Annotated in this window: 15 protein-coding genes and 1 pseudogene; 10 read left to right on the plus strand and 6 right to left on the minus strand. The window is 65.5% G+C overall.

Annotated elements, in window-relative coordinates:
* Nucleotides 1-166 precede the first annotated feature (166 nt).
* The 4 genes from purE to PNI01S_RS24920 all read left to right on the plus strand — a co-directional run bounded on the left by purE (nucleotide 167) and on the right by PNI01S_RS24920 (nucleotide 2,821).
* The gene (purE, locus tag PNI01S_RS24905; RefSeq protein ID WP_024766741.1) at nucleotides 167-658 is read left to right on the plus strand and encodes a 5-(carboxyamino)imidazole ribonucleotide mutase; all 492 of its coding nucleotides are present in this window, start codon (nucleotides 167-169) and stop codon (nucleotides 656-658) included.
* 8 nt (nucleotides 659-666) lie between these two features.
* Nucleotides 667-1,752, plus strand: coding sequence for a 5-(carboxyamino)imidazole ribonucleotide synthase (locus tag PNI01S_RS24910; RefSeq protein ID WP_084359616.1), 1,086 nt, complete (start codon nucleotides 667-669; stop codon nucleotides 1,750-1,752).
* A 196-nt stretch (nucleotides 1,753-1,948) separates the two neighbouring features.
* Nucleotides 1,949-2,194, plus strand: coding sequence for a GlsB/YeaQ/YmgE family stress response membrane protein (locus tag PNI01S_RS24915; RefSeq protein WP_017521572.1), 246 nt, complete (start codon nucleotides 1,949-1,951; stop codon nucleotides 2,192-2,194).
* Between the two features lie 84 nt (nucleotides 2,195-2,278).
* Nucleotides 2,279-2,821: a DUF3299 domain-containing protein gene (locus PNI01S_RS24920; RefSeq protein ID WP_024766739.1), complete on the plus strand. Its 543-nt coding sequence runs from the start codon at nucleotides 2,279-2,281 to the stop codon at nucleotides 2,819-2,821.
* A gap of 216 nt (nucleotides 2,822-3,037) precedes the next feature.
* On the opposite strand, the gene PNI01S_RS24925 is transcribed toward PNI01S_RS24920, so the two are convergent.
* The 3 genes from PNI01S_RS24925 to PNI01S_RS24935 form a co-directional block, all read right to left on the minus strand.
* On the minus strand, nucleotides 3,038-3,949 hold the full coding sequence (locus PNI01S_RS24925; protein ID WP_084359617.1) for a D-hexose-6-phosphate mutarotase: 912 nt from the start codon (nucleotides 3,947-3,949) through the stop codon (nucleotides 3,038-3,040).
* Nucleotides 3,950-4,030: 81 nt separating this feature from the next.
* A complete protein-coding gene (locus tag PNI01S_RS24930) occupies nucleotides 4,031-4,711 on the minus strand; it encodes a GNAT family N-acetyltransferase (RefSeq protein ID WP_024766737.1) in 681 nt (226 codons plus the stop codon).
* Between the two features lie 12 nt (nucleotides 4,712-4,723).
* Complete coding sequence (locus tag PNI01S_RS24935; protein ID WP_084359618.1) at nucleotides 4,724-5,173, minus strand: GNAT family N-acetyltransferase; 450 nt, start codon at nucleotides 5,171-5,173, stop codon at nucleotides 4,724-4,726.
* Nucleotides 5,174-5,289: 116 nt separating this feature from the next.
* On the opposite strand from PNI01S_RS24935, the gene pdxR reads away from it, so the two are divergent.
* Nucleotides 5,290-6,744: a MocR-like pyridoxine biosynthesis transcription factor PdxR gene (pdxR, locus tag PNI01S_RS24940; protein ID WP_024766735.1), complete on the plus strand. Its 1,455-nt coding sequence runs from the start codon at nucleotides 5,290-5,292 to the stop codon at nucleotides 6,742-6,744.
* Between the two features lie 188 nt (nucleotides 6,745-6,932).
* A pseudogene (locus tag PNI01S_RS24945) lies at nucleotides 6,933-8,134 on the plus strand (YeeE/YedE family protein).
* 1 nt (nucleotide 8,135) lies between these two features.
* On the opposite strand, the gene PNI01S_RS28540 reads toward PNI01S_RS24945, so the two are convergent.
* Together PNI01S_RS28540 and PNI01S_RS24950 are read right to left on the minus strand one after the other, a co-directional pair.
* Nucleotides 8,136-8,306, minus strand: coding sequence for a hypothetical protein (locus PNI01S_RS28540; protein WP_167632573.1), 171 nt, complete (start codon nucleotides 8,304-8,306; stop codon nucleotides 8,136-8,138).
* On the minus strand, nucleotides 8,299-8,859 hold the full coding sequence (locus PNI01S_RS24950; RefSeq protein WP_084359619.1) for an HdeD family acid-resistance protein: 561 nt from the start codon (nucleotides 8,857-8,859) through the stop codon (nucleotides 8,299-8,301). The genes PNI01S_RS28540 and PNI01S_RS24950 overlap by 8 nt, the downstream gene beginning before the upstream one ends.
* A gap of 366 nt (nucleotides 8,860-9,225) precedes the next feature.
* Between PNI01S_RS24950 and betI the strand changes: the two genes are divergently transcribed.
* From betI to betA, 3 genes are all read left to right on the plus strand, one after another.
* Nucleotides 9,226-9,819: a transcriptional regulator BetI gene (betI, locus tag PNI01S_RS24955; protein ID WP_024766732.1), complete on the plus strand. Its 594-nt coding sequence runs from the start codon at nucleotides 9,226-9,228 to the stop codon at nucleotides 9,817-9,819.
* Between the two features lie 46 nt (nucleotides 9,820-9,865).
* A complete protein-coding gene (gene betB, locus PNI01S_RS24960; RefSeq protein ID WP_065085083.1) occupies nucleotides 9,866-11,338 on the plus strand; it encodes a betaine-aldehyde dehydrogenase in 1,473 nt (490 codons plus the stop codon).
* 128 nt (nucleotides 11,339-11,466) lie between these two features.
* Nucleotides 11,467-13,149, plus strand: coding sequence for a choline dehydrogenase (betA, locus tag PNI01S_RS24965; RefSeq protein WP_024766730.1), 1,683 nt, complete (start codon nucleotides 11,467-11,469; stop codon nucleotides 13,147-13,149).
* Nucleotides 13,150-13,201: 52 nt separating this feature from the next.
* Here betA and PNI01S_RS24970 read toward each other — a convergent pair whose 3' ends face one another.
* Nucleotides 13,202-13,606 (minus strand): acyl-CoA thioesterase, encoded by a 405-nt coding sequence (locus PNI01S_RS24970; protein ID WP_017521585.1) that lies wholly within the window; start codon nucleotides 13,604-13,606, stop codon nucleotides 13,202-13,204.
* Between the two features lie 260 nt (nucleotides 13,607-13,866).
* On the opposite strand from PNI01S_RS24970, the gene PNI01S_RS24975 reads away from it, so the two are divergent.
* The gene (locus PNI01S_RS24975; RefSeq protein ID WP_024766729.1) at nucleotides 13,867-15,186 is read left to right on the plus strand and encodes an MFS transporter; all 1,320 of its coding nucleotides are present in this window, start codon (nucleotides 13,867-13,869) and stop codon (nucleotides 15,184-15,186) included.
* Nucleotides 15,187-15,484: the final 298 nt, after the last annotated feature.

Genomic DNA, 15,484 nt, shown 5'->3' on the forward strand with positions numbered 1-15,484 from the left:
ACCAACGGTCATGCCCAGTGCACTCCGTCGTGCCCTTTGCGGTATACTGCGCCGCCTTCAAGCCGGCACTGCCCGCCGGTTTGGCCACGTACAAGCCACGCCCTCACGGAGTCGTGGCTTGTTGGTTTCTGACGCGCCCAAGAGCGCACTTGAGAGAGGCACGACGATGAGCGCACTGGTTGGCGTGATCATGGGTTCCAAATCCGACTGGAGCACCCTGAGCCACACCGCAGACATGCTGGACAAGCTCGGCATTCCGTATGAAGTGAAGGTGGTTTCCGCCCACCGTACTCCGGACCTGCTGTTCCAGTACGCCGAAGAGGCCGATGGCCGCGGCATCGAAGTGATCATCGCCGGTGCCGGCGGCGCCGCCCACCTGCCGGGCATGTGCGCCGCCAAGACCCACCTGCCGGTGCTCGGCGTGCCAGTGCAGTCCTCCATGCTCTCGGGCGTCGATTCGCTGCTGTCCATCGTGCAGATGCCCGCGGGCGTCCCGGTCGCCACCCTGGCCATCGGCAAGGCCGGCGCCACCAACGCCGCCCTGCTGTCCGCCAGCATCCTGGGCGCCAAGTACCCGAAATACCACGAGGCGCTGAAGCAGTTCCGCGCCACCCAGACCGAGACGGTGCTGGACAATCCCGATCCGCGCGAGGCCTGAGCAGAACCATGAAGATCGGTGTCATCGGTGGCGGCCAGCTGGGCCGCATGCTGTCCCTGGCGGGCACCCCGCTGGGCATGAACTTCGCCTTCCTCGACCCGGCGCCGGACGCCTGCGCGCAAGCCCTGGGCGAGCACATCCGTGCTGACTACAGCGACCAGGACCACCTGCGCCAACTGGCCGACCAGGTCGACCTGGTGACCTTCGAGTTCGAGAGCGTCCCGGCCGAGACCGTGGCCTTCCTCTCGCAGTTCGTGCCGGTCTATCCGAACGCCGAGTCGCTGCGCATCGCCCGCGACCGCTGGTTCGAGAAGTCCATGTTCAAGGACCTGGGGATTCCGACCCCGGCCTTCGCCGACGTGCAGTCCCAGGCCGACCTCGACGCCGCGGTGGCCAGCATCGGCCTGCCGGCAGTGATGAAGACCCGCACCCTGGGCTACGACGGCAAGGGCCAGAAGGTCCTGCGCAAGGCCGAGGACGTCACTGGCGCCTTCGCCGAACTGGGCAGCGTGCCCTGCATCCTCGAAGGCTTCGTGCCCTTCACCGGCGAAGTGTCGCTGGTGGCGGTGCGTGCCCGTGATGGCGAGACGCGCTTCTACCCGCTGGTGCACAACACCCACGAGAACGGCATCCTGCGCCTCTCCGTGGCGAGCACCGACCATCCGCTGCAGCAGCTGGCCGAGGACTACGTCGGCCGCGTGCTCGACAAGCTGGCCTATGTCGGTGTGATGGCCTTCGAGTTCTTCGAGGTCGACGGCGGCCTGAAGGCCAACGAGATCGCTCCGCGCGTGCACAACTCCGGGCACTGGACGATCGAAGGCTCCGAGTGCAGCCAGTTCGAGAACCACGTGCGCGCCATCGCCGGCCTGCCGCTGGGCTCCACGGCGAAAGTGGGCGAGAGCGCCATGCTCAATTTCATCGGCGAAGTGCCGCCGGTGGCCGAGGTGCTGAACATCGCCGACTGCCACCTGCACCACTACGGCAAGGCCTTCAAGGCCGGGCGCAAGGTGGGCCACGCCACCCTGCGCAGCGCTGACCTGCCGACCCTGAAGGCGCGTATCGCCGAGGTCGAGGCGTTGATCGCCAGGGGCTGACCGTTACGGTGCTCCGAAAGAAGCCGCGTCAATCACTGGCGCGGCTTTTTTCATGCCGGTCTTCCACAACGCTGTAAGGCTGGCGAAACACCGGCAGTCGCTCTGGGGCGCGGCAAAACACGGAACGCCGACGTTTCCTACACTGTCCCATGACAAGCGCGTACTCACCGCGCTCAACCCACAAGGAGGGTTTGTCATGGGATTAATCGGAACCATCGTCATCGGCCTGATCGTCGGACTCATCGCACGCTTCCTCAAGCCCGGCGATGACAGCATGGGCTGGATCATGACCATCCTGATCGGCATCGGCGGCTCGCTGTTGGCCACCTATGGCGGCCAGGCGCTGGGCATCTACGCGGCCGGCCAGGCGGCAGGCTTCATCGGCGCGGTGATCGGCGCCATCGTGCTGCTGGTCATTTACGGCCTGATCAAGAAGAATTGACGGTGAATTCCGGCCCTCTCCCACCAGGGGGAGGGCGCTGGAGGAATATCCCGCCTGTGCCCGACCGGGCCTCTCGAGTCCACGATGCGCCGACCATTGCTCGCCTGCTGCCTGATTCTGCTGACTTCCCTGGCGTCCGCCGCCGAACTCCCGGAAACCGACTGGCTGTCCCTGATGCCGCCCAGTGATCGCAAGGCGCTGGAAAACATGCCGGAAATCACCCACAACGGCCCCGAGGCCAATGGCACCTTCACCAACAAGGGCGGGCTCAAGCAGTCCGACAAGAAGCTGCCGCAGGTGATGTACTCGACCAAAACCGTTGCCGCGCTCAATGGCAAGGCGCTGCGTCTGGGCGGCTACCCGGTGCCGCTGGAGAACGACGCCAAGGGGCGTGTCACCGAATTCTTCCTGGTGCCTTACCCAGGCGCCTGCATCCATGTGCCGCCGCCGCCGCCGAACCAGATCGTGCTGGTGCGCTACCCCAAGGGCATCCGGATCGACGATATCTACAACCCGATCTGGGTCAGCGGCACGCTGAAGGTCGAAAAGGTCAGCAATGACCTGGCCGATGCGGCCTACGCCATCGACGACGCCAAGGTGCGGCCGGTGGAGGAGAGCGATCTGTAGGGTATTGCCCTCGTAGGAGCAACGGTCTTCTTCAGATAAGTCCGTGCCAGTGCCTTCCCTCACCCCAGCCCTCTCCCTTTGGGAGAGGGCTGGGGTGAGGGCCGCCCCAAGCGCAGAAGCATCTCGTAGGAGACTCCGTCCGCGATTGGCGTCCGGCCCGATGCGGACCGATCGCAGACGGAGTCCGCTCCTACGTATTGTCATACCGCTGAGGCATCAGCCCTCCAGCGGTTTGCCCCAGATTTCCACCGTCATCGTTTCGCTGCGTCCCGGCGCCACGCTCATCACGTCGTCCCAGACCCGCGCGGTCTCGATACACAGCATCTGCTGCCAGGCATCGTCGGGGAACTGTGACAGGCGCGCGGCCTTGTCGATCCAGGGGTTCCACACCACCGCCGAGCGCGAACCGCTGGCCTTGATGTGGATGTCGCGCTCCCAGGCCGGGTCGCGGATCACCAGCGGCCTCTCCACGTCCAGGTAGATGCGGTCGGTTTCCCCGGCAATTCGCACCACGCCGTGTTGCTCGCGTAGCTCCCAGTTTTCCAGCGTTTCGACATAGCGGCAGCCCTGCAGCCCCTCGATGCTGGCCTGGCGCGCGTCGCCTACGGCGAAGTAGGTGTGCAGGGCCTGGCTGATCGGCAACGACGCGGTGCCCAGGTTGTGGGTGGTCATTTCCAGCGTCAGGTGTTCGCCGAAGCGCATCACCAGCTCCAGCCGTGCGGAGTGGGCCCAGCCCGGCAGACCGTTGCGCGCGTCGAAGCTGAAGTGCACGGAAAGCTGGCCCAGCTCGTCGGCGATATCGTCCAGCTGCCAGTCCAGCGCTCGCACCAGGCCGTGGGCGGGGGGCTTGTCGCCCTGGTAGGCGGTACGGATTTCCACCGGGTTGCGCTCCAGGTTGCCGAACCAGGGCCAGCAGACGGGCGCGCCGCCGCGCAGCGACTGGCCATGGCGGTACTCCGCGGTGTCGCTCAGCCATACCAGCGGCGGTTGCTCGTGGGGCTGGTAGCTCAGCAGTTGCGCGCCCTGCTGGGCAATCAGGGCTTCACCATAAGCGGTATGGATGCGCCAACAGGGCAGCTCATCGATCTGCACCTGTTCGACGCGGGGAGTCTGGATGTCGCTGCTCATGGTGGTCTCCGGGACTGCGCTGCGAAAGTTTCAGTATCACCGATCCTTCGCGGCGCAGGCAGTTCCCGGAGAATGAAAAGATCAGCGCAGGCGCAGCTCTGCCAGGTGTGCGCGCTGTCGCCCTTCGCCGTCGAAGTTGGACGCACCCAGCCAAGCCTCGAAGGCCTGCTCGCAGCGCGGCCACTCGCTGTCGATGATGGAGAACCAGGCGGTGTCGCGGTTGCGGTCCTTGACTACCGTAGCCTGGCGGAAAGTGCCCTCGAAGACGAAGCCCAGGCGCTCGGCGGCGCGCATGGAGCGGGCGTTGAGTGCGTTGCACTTCCATTCCAGGCGGCGGTAGCCCATCTCGAAGGCCCACTTGGCCAGCAGGTACACGGCCTCGGTGGAGGCCGGCGAGCGCTGCATCACGCGGCCGTAGGCAATGTGGCCGATTTCGATGCTGCCGTCCTTGGGGAAGATCCGCAGGTAGCTGAGCAGGCCGACAGCGCGGCCGTTCGTACGGTCGATCACGGCGAAGAACAGCGGGTCATTGCTCGCCGCGTTGCCCGCCAGCCAGGCATCGAACGGCGCGCGTTCGGGGAAGGGCCCGTAGGGCAGGTAGTCCCACAGGAGCGGGTCGGAATCCGGACCTTGCAGCGCTAGCCACAGGTCATCGCCGTGGAGGGCGACGTCCAGCGGCACGAGGTTGATGCTGCGGCCGGTCAGGGTGCGGCGTTCGGGGCTGGCGGCGGGGTGCCAGTTCAGCAGGGGTTGGTCGTTCATGGGCGCTCCGGCTCAGAGAATCTTGCGGTACTGGACGAACCCGGAGCGGTCGGCGATCCGGTCGTAGAGGAACATGGCGTCGGTGTTGCTCTCGTGGGTCAGCCAGTGCACCCGCGAGGCGCCGTTGGCGCGGGCGTCGGCGTAGACGTGTTCGATCAACTGCGCGCCGATGCCGCCGCCGCGCTGGCCTTCAGCGACGTACAGGTCCTGCAGGTAGACGTAGTCGCCCTGGGTCCAGCAGGAGCGGTGGTAGATGAAGTGCACCAGGCCGATGGCCTCGCCGTCGCGCCAGGCGAGGGCCGCGTGCATCGGCTCGGCCGCATCGAGGAAACGCTGCCAGGTGACCGCGCTGGTGGCCTCATCGATGGTGGTCTTGTAGAAGCGCTGGTAGCCCTGCCAGAGCGGCAGCCAGGCGGCGTGATCATCGGTGGTGATCGGGCGAATCTCGACAGCGGAAGACATGGTGACGGCCTTGTGTGCGTTGGAATGCTTCCAGCCTAGGCGCTGAATTGGTTCTGCTAAAGAGCCATTCGTGATCAAATCAAAGGAACCATTGCCGCTGCCCTGGAAGCTGCCCCATGAGTGTTCCGCTGCCTTTCAACCCGTCCGGTATTCGCCTCGATCCCGCGCGCCCGCTGGGGCTGCAGTTGTTCCAGGCGCTGCGTGAGCGGATTCTCGATGGCCGCCTCGCGGCGCGTTCGCGATTGCCGGCCAGCCGCGACCTGGCGGCGTCGCTGAATGTTTCCCGCAATACCGTGGTGCGCGCCTACGAGCAGCTCTACGCCGAGGGCTATATCGAGGGGCGTACTGGCGATGGAACCTATGTGGCCGAACGGGTGCAGCCCTCTGTTGATACGGTGCGCAACGAAACGCGCAGCCCCGACGCACCGTCGCTGGAGCGCCTCGCGCGCCATCATCTGCCGCTGCCGCCCACCGGTGCGCCGCGCGCTTTCCGGGTCGGTGTGCCGGCCTTCGATCTCTTTCCCTTCGATACCTGGGCGCGTCTGCAGGCGCGCTTCTGGCGCGATCCGCCGCTGGACTGCCTGGGCTACGGCGACCCGGCCGGCGAGCAGCGCCTGCGCGAACTGGTCGCCGCCTACCTGCGCAGTACCCGCGGCCTGCACTGCGACGCCGGGCAGATCATCATCACCAGCGGTGCCCAGCAGGGCATCGCGCTGTGCGCGCAGGTACTGCTGGCCGAGGGTGACGGCGCAGCCATCGAGAACCCCGGCTACCGCGCCGCCGGGCATGCGTTCGCCACAGCGGGTGCGCATCTGCATGGCGTTGCGGTGGACGCGGACGGTCTGCGTACCGACCAACTGGAGCAATTGCCGGATTGCCGGCTGGTCTACGTCACGCCTTCGCACCAGTACCCCACCGGCGTAACGCTCTCGCTGGCGCGCCGTCTGGAGTTGCTGGAATGGGCCGAGCGCAGCAACGGCTGGATCGTCGAAGACGACTACGACGGCGAGTACCGCTACAGCGGCACGCCACTGATGCCGCTGGCGGCGTTGGACCGGCACGACCGCGTGCTCTACGTCGGCACCTTCTGCAAGATCGCCTTCCCCGCGCTGCGTCTGGGCTATCTCGTCGTGCCGCCGGCGCTGGCGCAGGCCTTTGCCCGCCGCCGCGCGCTGGACGTACGCCACTCGGAGGTCGGCACCCAGCGGGTGATGGCCGACTTCATCGCCGAAGGGCACTTCCAGCGGCATGTCCGTCGTATGCGCCGGGCCGCTCGCAGCCGCCGTGACGCGCTGCTGCGTGGCTGGCCGGAGGTCGCCGGCTGTGCAGCGATGCCGACGGTGGACGCTGGCCTGCACCTGTGCGTGCGGGTCGATAGCCGCGAGCGAGAGTTGGAATTGGTGCGGCGCGCGGCGTCCGTCGGCGTGGAGGTAAATGCCCTGAGCGATTACTGGCTGCCAGAGTCCACCGAGCCGGAAGACCAGCGTGCCGGACTGGTGCTGGGCTTCGCGGCGGTGCCGGAGGCGCGGATCGCCGAGGCGCTCAAGGCCCTGCGCAAGGCCTGGGCGTAGGGCGAATGACCGTTCACGGTTATCCGCCGTCCGGCCCCTGGCACGGCGGTTTTGGCGGATAACGCTTGAGGCGTTATGCGCCCGAAGTCGTGTCCTGACACCTGGTTATTTCCTTAGCTGACTTACGAAGTTGGCGGGAGGCACTACGCTCCCTAGACTGTCGCCCTCTCGAAAAACCCGGAGCCGCCATGAGCCTCGCCTTGTCCACCGTCCCCGAGCGCAAGTCCAGCGCGCTCTGGATTGCCTTCCTTCTGTTGCTGGCCGGCGCGCTGTTCCTCGCCCAGGCGGTAAGCGGGCGCCAGGCACTGTTGTTCCTGGTCGGCGGTGCGCTGGGGCTGACCCTTTACCACGCAGCGTTTGGTTTCACCTCCGCCTGGCGCGTGTTCATCCGTGAACGGCGTGGCGCCGGCTTGCGCGCACAGATGGTGATGCTGGCCATCGCGGTGCTGCTGTTCTTCCCGGCGCTTGCGGCCGGTACGCTGTTCGGCGAGCCAGTGAAGGGGCTGGTATCACCGGCCGGAACATCGGTGATCGTCGGCGCGTTCATCTTCGGTATCGGCATGCAGCTGGGCGGCGGCTGCGCTTCCGGCACGCTGTTCACCGTGGGCGGCGGCAATGCGCGGATGCTGGTGACCTTGCTGTTCTTCATCCTCAGTTCGGTGATCGCCACCCACCATATCGGCTGGTGGTTCGCCCTGCCGTCGTTGCCGCCGACCTCGATCGTCCAGTCCCTTGGTCTGTTCCCCGCGCTGATACTGAGCCTGGCGCTGTTTGCCGGCATTGCAGCCGTCAGCGTCGTGCTGGAGCGTCGTCGCCATGGCGTGCTGGAGCTGATAGCGAGCAATGGCGAGCACGGTGCCGGTCGCTTCCTTCGCGGTCCCTGGCCGCTGGTGTGGGGCGCCGTGGCACTGGCTTTGCTGAACTTCGCGACCCTGGCGCTGGCCGGGCGTCCGTGGGGCGTCACTTCGGCTTTCGCCCTGGGGGGCGCGAAGGCGTTCGAGAGCCTGGGGATAGCCGTCGACCAATGGGCGTTCTGGCAGGCCGACGCCAACGCCAAGGCGCTGGCTGCGCCGGTCTGGCAGGACGTCACCAGCGTCATGGACTTCGGCATCATGATCGGTGCATTGCTGGCCGCCGGCCTCGCCGGTCGCTTCGCACCGAGCCTGAAGATTCCCGCTCGCTCGCTGGTCGCGGCAGTGATCGGCGGCCTGCTGCTGGGCTACGGTGCGCGGCTGGCCTACGGCTGCAATATCGGTGCGTACTTCAGCGGCATCGCCTCCGGCAGTCTGCATGGCTGGTCGCGGCGTTCTTCGGCAATACCGTGGGGGTGCGCCTGCGGCCGATCTTCTTCCCCGCCGAGCGCGTGGAAGAGCGCCTGACCGGCTGCTGAGTCAGGCCGGGCGGGGCGTTTCGCGCTCTGCCCAGTAGGTCTGCCTGTGGCCGCGCGCCTGGTAGTCCCGCACCAGGGTTTCGGCCTCGGCGCGGGTCAGCTGGCGGCGCATGACGAAGCGGTTGCCGTTGTCGTCCAGGCGCAGCAGGCACCAGTCCCGCTCCTCAGGCATTGAAGGTCGATGTCTTGCGCAGGCGCAGCGCGAGCAGGATCAGCAGGACACCGAAGAACACCGAGTAAGCGCCGATCACCCAGGCCACAGCGATCGCCCCGGCACCTGGATTGCCGATCATCAGCACACCAAACAGCACCGACACCACGCCGGAAAGCCCCAGCCACCATTCGTTCTGCAGCGCCTTGCGCAGACGGATGGCGGCGATGATCTGCAGCACCCCCATCACCAGCGCCCAGCCGGCGATCAGCATCAGCAGGCCGAGCGCAGTCAGCTGTGGCCAGAAGAAGGCGACCAGCCCGGCAGCAATCCCCAGCACTCCCACCAGCACTAGCGGCCACAAGGGCCGGCCGGATTCGCGCATCTGCGCGGCGGCGATCAGGGTGAAGAGTCCGTCGACGAAGGCGTAGGCGCCGAAGAACAGCACCATCACCGTCAGCACGATGCCTGGCCAGACCATGGCGAGGATGCCGAACAGCAGGGCGGCGACGCCGCGCAGGGCGATCCATTTCCAGTGGCGGCCCAGGGCTTGCCAGAGTGGGTGTTGCGGCATGGCGGCGTTCCTCGCGAGGGGTATGAGTGAAACCATAGTCGTTGGCGCCCGGCGCAGGTCCTGACGTAGGGCAAAAGAAAGCCCGGCATGGGCCGGGCTGTGAAGGGCCCGTCGCAACGGGCAGGTGCCGTCAGGCGACGTCACCGGGGAGAGCGGCTACGACACATCCGGTGCGGATTCTGCGATCCTTGCGGGTTGGAGTGTGGCGTAGCGATGAACGGTACGGGCCCCGCCATGCGGGCGCCTGGGGGTGTTGATGCAACGCAGCATATTCTTAGTTGATTGAGCGTTCAATAAAAAACGAATAGACTGGCCCACAGTATCGCCGGACGGCACAGGTACGCCCGGCGAAGAGGAGATTGAAAAATGCCCAAGGTCGGTATGCAGCCGATTCGCCGCTCCCAGCTGATCCACGCGACCCTCGAGGCGGTGGACCAGGTGGGCATGAGCGACGCCAGCATCGCCCTGATCGCCCGCCTGGCGGGGGTTTCCAACGGCATCATCAGCCACTACTTCCAGGACAAGAACGGGCTGCTGGAAGCGACGATGCGACATTTGATGTCGGCATTGAGCAAGGCCGTCGCCGAGCGCCGCGCTACCTTGCGCAACGACGAACCGCGTTCGCATCTGCGCGCCATCATCGCGGGCAACTTCGACAGCTCCCAGGTCAACGGCCCGGCCATGAAGACCTGGTTGGCGTTCTGGGCCAGCAGCATGCATCAGCCGCAGCTGCGTCGCCTGCAACGGATCAATGACCACCGGCTGTATTCGAACCTGTGCAGCCAGTTCCGCCGCGAATTGCCGCTGGCCCAGGCCCGCAGCGCCGCTCGCGGGCTGGCCGCGCTGATCGACGGCCTCTGGCTGCGGGGCGCGCTTTCGGGCGACGCCTTCGACACCGAGCAGGCGTTGGCAATTGCCAACGACTACCTCGACCAACAACTGGCCAAGCGCCCCGGGTAGCGGGCGCAGCCTTGCGCTGACACCGACAAGAGAGGACCACCGCACCATGGCTCGATTCGAAGTACAGAAGCTCTACATTGGCGGTCGCTACGTGGAAGCCACCAGCGGCGCCACCTTCGAAACCATCAATCCGGCCAACGGTGAAGTCCTCGCCCAGGTACAACGCGCCTCGAAGGAAGACGTCGAGCGCGCCGTGCAGAGCGCGGTGGAAGGGCAGAAAGTCTGGGCGGCGATGACTGCCATGCAGCGCTCGCGCATCCTGCGCCGCGCCGTTGACATCCTCCGCGAACGCAACGACGAGTTGGCCGAACTGGAGACCCTCGACACTGGCAAGCCACTGGCCGAGACCCGCTTCGTCGACATCGTCACCGGCGCCGACGTGCTGGAGTACTACGCCGGCCTGGTGCCCGCCATCGAAGGCGAGCAGATCCCACTGCGCGAGACCAGCTTCGTCTACACCCGCCGCGAGCCATTGGGCGTGGTCGCCGGTATCGGCGCCTGGAACTACCCGATCCAGATCGCCCTGTGGAAATCCGCGCCGGCCCTGGCCGCCGGTAACGCGATGATCTTCAAGCCCAGCGAAGTCACCCCGCTTTCCGTGCTCAAGCTCGCCGAGATCTACACCGAGGCCGGCCTGCCCGATGGCGTGTTCAACGTGCTCACCGGCAGCGGCCGCGAAGTCGGCCAGTGGCTGACCGAGCATCCCGCCATCGAGAAGATTTCCTTCACCGGCGGCACCTCCACCGGCAAGAAGGTCATGGCCAGCGCTTCCAGCTCCTCGCTCAAGGAAGTCACCATGGAGCTGGGCGGCAAGTCGCCGCTGATCATCTTCGAGGACGCCAACCTCGACCGCGCCGCCGACATTGCCGTCATGGCCAACTTCTTCAGCTCCGGCCAGGTGTGCACCAACGGTACCCGGGTGTTCATCCCGCGCAACCTGCAGGCGCGCTTCGAGGCGAAGGTGCTGGAACGCGTGAAGCGCATTCGCCTGGGCAACCCGCAGGACGAAAACACCAACTTCGGCCCGTTGGTGAGCTTTCCACACATGGAGAGCGTGCTCTCCTATATAGAGTCCGGCAAAGAACAGAAGGCCCGCCTGCTGTGCGGTGGCGAGCGCGTCACCCAGGGCGAGTTCGGCAAGGGCGCGTATGTCGCCCCGACCGTGTTCACCGACTGCCGTGACGACATGACCATCGTCCGCGAGGAAATCTTCGGGCCGGTCATGAGCATCCTCGTCTACGACAGCGAAGACGAGGCCATCCGCCGCGCCAACGACACCGAGTACGGCCTCGCCGCTGGCGTCGTCACCCAGGACCTGGCCCGCGCGCACCGGGCGATTCACCGCCTGGAAGCAGGCATCTGCTGGATCAACACCTGGGGCGAGTCGCCGGCCGAGATGCCGGTTGGCGGATACAAGCAATCGGGGGTCGGTCGTGAGAACGGCCTGACCACCCTGGCTCACTACACTCGCATCAAATCCGTACAGGTAGAGCTGGGCGACTACACCTCGGTGTTCTGATCGCCGCGATCGAGCCATGAAAGGCCGGTCGCAGGCTTGACTCCCTGACCACCGGCCATTCCCCACACGCAGACACCGGCGCGCACGCGTCGCGGGCGGTGTCATGCCTGAAAAAGAGGAAGGCCTGCATGTCCCAGGAATACGACTACATCATCATCGGCGCCGGTTCTGCCGGTAACGTACTGGCCACCCGCCTGACCGAAGACGCCGACGTCAGCGTCCTGCTGCTCGAAGCCGGCGGCCCGGACTACCGCGCCGACTTCCGCACGCAGATGCCCGCCGCGCTGGCCTACCCGCTGCAGGGCCGCCGCTACAACTGGGCGTACCTGACCGATCCGGAACCGTACATGAACAACCGCCGCATGGAATGCGGGCGCGGCAAGGGCCTGGGCGGCTCGTCGCTGATCAACGGCATGTGCTACATCCGCGGCAATGCCATGGACTTCGACGGCTGGGCACAGGAGAAGGGCCTGGAAGACTGGACTTACCTCGACTGCCTTCCGTATTTCCGCAAGGCCGAGACGCGCGACATCGGCCCCAACGACTACCACGGCGGCAACGGCCCGGTGAGCGTCACCACGCCCAAGGCTGGCAACAATCCGCTGTTCCACGCCATGGTCGAGGCCGGCGTGCAGGCCGGTTACCCGCGTACCGAGGATCTCAACGGTTATCAGCAGGAAGGCTTCGGTCCGATGGACCGTACCGTTACCCCGCAGGGCCGGCGCGCCAGCACCGCCCGTGGTTACCTGGACCAGGCTCGCGAGCGCCCCAACCTGACCATCGTCACCCATGCACTGACGGACCGCATCCTGTTCAGCGGCAAGCGCGCCATTGGCGCGACCTATCTGCATGGCGATGACAACGCGCTGAAGGAAGTCCGTGCACGCCGCGAAGTGCTGGTCTGCTCTGGCGCCATCGCTTCCCCACAACTGCTGCAGCGCTCCGGCGTCGGCCCGTCCGCCTTGCTGCGCGACCTGGGCATCGAGGTCGTGCACGACCTGCCCGGCGTCGGCCAGAACCTCCAGGACCATCTGGAGATGTACCTGCAGTACGCCTGCAAGCAGCCGGTGTCGCTGTACCCGGCGCTGCAATGGTGGAACCAGCCGCAGATCGGCGCGCAGTGGATGTTCCTCGGTACGGGGCTGGGCGCGAGCAACCAGTTCGAGGCCGGCGGTTTCATCCGCAGCCGTCCGGAATTCGAGTGGCCGAACATCCAGTACCACTTCCTGCCGGTGGCGATTAACTACAACGGCAGCAACGCGGTGAGCGAGCACGGCTTCCAGGCCCATGTCGGTTCCATGCGCTCGCCCAGTCGCGGGCGAATCAACCTGACCTCGCGCGACCCGCGCAAGCACCCGAGCATCCTGTTCAACTACATGTCCTGCGAACAGGATTGGCAGGAGTTCCGCGACGGTATCCGTCTCACTCGCGAGATCATGAACCAGCCGGCGCTCGACCCTTATCGCGGCCGCGAAATCAGCCCGGGCCTGGACAAGCAGAGCGACGCCGACCTGGATGCCTTCATTCGCGAGCATGCGGAAACCGCGTTCCACCCGTCCTGTTCCTGCAAGATGGGCGAGGACGACATGGCGGTGGTCGATGGGGAAGGCCGCGTGCACGGCATGGAAGGGTTGCGGGTGATCGATGCGTCGATCATGCCGCTGATCATTACCGGCAACCTCAACGCCACCACCATCATGATGGCCGAGAAGCTCGCCGATAAGGTGCGCGGCCGTCCGGCACTGCCCCGCAGTACCGCCGACTACTACAAGGCCAACGGTGCTCCGGTGCGCGGCAAACCGCTACGCTGATTCCGTAAAGCGGAGACGAAAACGCCGGCGAGAGAGCCGGCGTTTTCAGTTTTCAGCCACGACGCGGAGGAACCGGACGGGTACGGCCGCTGCCGTCGATGGCGACGAAGACGAACACCGCCTCGGTGACCTTGCGCCACTCGCTGGACAGCGGGTCGTCGCTCCAAACCTCGACCAGCATGCGGATCGAGCTGCGGCCCACTTCCAGGGTCTGTGTATAGAAGGAGAGCTGCGCGCCGACAGCGACCGGGACCAGGAACGCCATACGGTCGATGGCTACCGTGGCTACGCGGCCTCCGGCAATGCGGCTGGACATGGCGGTACCGGCGAGATCCATCTGCGCCACCAGCCAGCCCCCGAAGATGTCGCCGAAGCCGTTGGTTTCGCGTGGCAGGGCGGTGATCTGCAAGGCCAGGTCGCCCTGCGGGATGGGGTCTTCTTGTTCAAGCTCGATCATAGGTAAGGGCCTCGTGCCCCCGGCGTACTCATGGTGAGGTTGTGGAAAAACTCTCCCAAGACACCTGCCGGTGCAAGGCCTTGGGGCAGCTTTTGATCGGCCCGGCTGCATTATATAGAAGCAGGGCCCTGTGCGACGACCGCAGGACTTCGAGATTTTCCCGCGGGCGCGGCCGCTGTGTCGTCTTCGCGCAATTTGCTATGGTGCGGCACCTGCGGCTGCCGGCCGCAGCCACCTTGCCTGCAGAGATAAAAAGCACCATGCCTTCTGTGAACGCTCCTGCCGCGCCCGCGTCACGTCCGTTGACCCGCAGCGACTACAAGACTCTCTCCTTGTCCGCCCTGGGCGGCGCCCTGGAGTTCTACGACTTCATCATCTTCGTCTTCTTCGCCACCGTGGTCGGCAAACTGTTCTTCCCCGCCGACATGCCCGAGTGGCTACGCCAGTTGCAGACTTTCGGCCTGTTCGCCGCCGGCTACCTGGCCCGCCCGCTGGGCGGCGTGGTCATGGCGCACTTCGGCGACCTGCTGGGCCGCAAGAAGATGTTCACCCTCAGCATCTTCCTCATGGCCGTGCCTACACTGATCATGGGCCTGCTGCCGACCTACGAGCAGATCGGCATCTGGGCGCCACTGGCGCTTCTGCTGCTGCGCGTCATCCAGGGCGCTGCCATTGGTGGAGAAGTGCCGGGGGCCTGGGTATTCGTCGCCGAGCACGTACCGCACCGCCATGTCGGCTATGCCTGCGGCACGCTCACGTCGGGTCTGACTGCGGGCATCCTTATCGGTTCGCTGGTTGCGACCCTGATCAACAGTGTCTTCAGCGCGGAAGAAGTCCATGGCTACGCTTGGCGGATTCCATTCCTGCTGGGCGGCATCTTCGGTCTCTTTTCCGTCTACCTGCGCCGCTGGCTGCACGAGACGCCGGTGTTCGCCGAACTGCAACTGCGCAAGCAACTGGCCGAGGAAGTGCCGCTGGGCGTGGTTGTGCGTGAACATCGCCCGGCGGTGGTGCTGTCCATGCTGCTGACCTGGGTGCTGTCTGCCGGCATCGTGGTGGTGATCCTGATGACCCCGTCGGTACTGCAGACCATTTACGGCTTCGATGCGGCGACCGCGCTGAAGGCCAACAGCGTGGCCATCGTCTGCCTGAGCGTCGGTTGCATCCTGGCCGGTCGCCTTGCCGACCGTTTCGGCGCGGGTCGCACCTTTATAGTTGGAAGCATCCTTCTGGGCGTAGTGTCCTGGGCCTTCTATACCAGCTTGAAGGCGCATCCGGACTGGTTGTTCCCGCTGTATGCGATTACCGGTCTGTGCGTCGGCGTCATTGGCGCAGTGCCTTATGTGATGGTCAACGCCTTCCCGCCGGTGGTCCGTTTCACCGGTCTGTCCTTCTCGTACAACCTGGCGTACGCCATCTTCGGTGGCCTAACCCCGATGGTCGTCGCGCTACTAATGAAGGAGGATCCGCTGGGCCCGGCTTATTATGTGGTGGCGCTGTGCTTGGTCGGCCTGTTGGTAGGTGTCTACCTGCTGCGCCAAGAGCGCCGTCTGCCAGGACAGGCGATGGCGATAAACTGATCGACCGGACAGTTTTTTTTCAGAAAGTTTAAATTAGTCGTTGACGGCCAATTTAAACTCCCTATAATGCGCACCACTCCCGGCGACGAAGCGCTGAAAGAACTTGAAAATCAAGTACTTACAGAGATTAGAGATTAGAGGTTGGGGGTGGCGATCAGGCAGGTGATTCACTTGCCGCTCTTCATTAGCTGCTCCGGCAGCGAGCTGAAAAGAAGGTCGCCGAGGTGCTTGACAGCGAGTTTGATCGCTGTAGAATTCGCCTCCCGCTGATGAGAGGTTTGACTTCTCGGAAGCCCAA

The organism is Pseudomonas nitroreducens NBRC 12694 (assembly GCF_002091755.1).
Classification (GTDB): Bacteria; Pseudomonadota; Gammaproteobacteria; order Pseudomonadales; family Pseudomonadaceae; genus Pseudomonas; species Pseudomonas nitroreducens.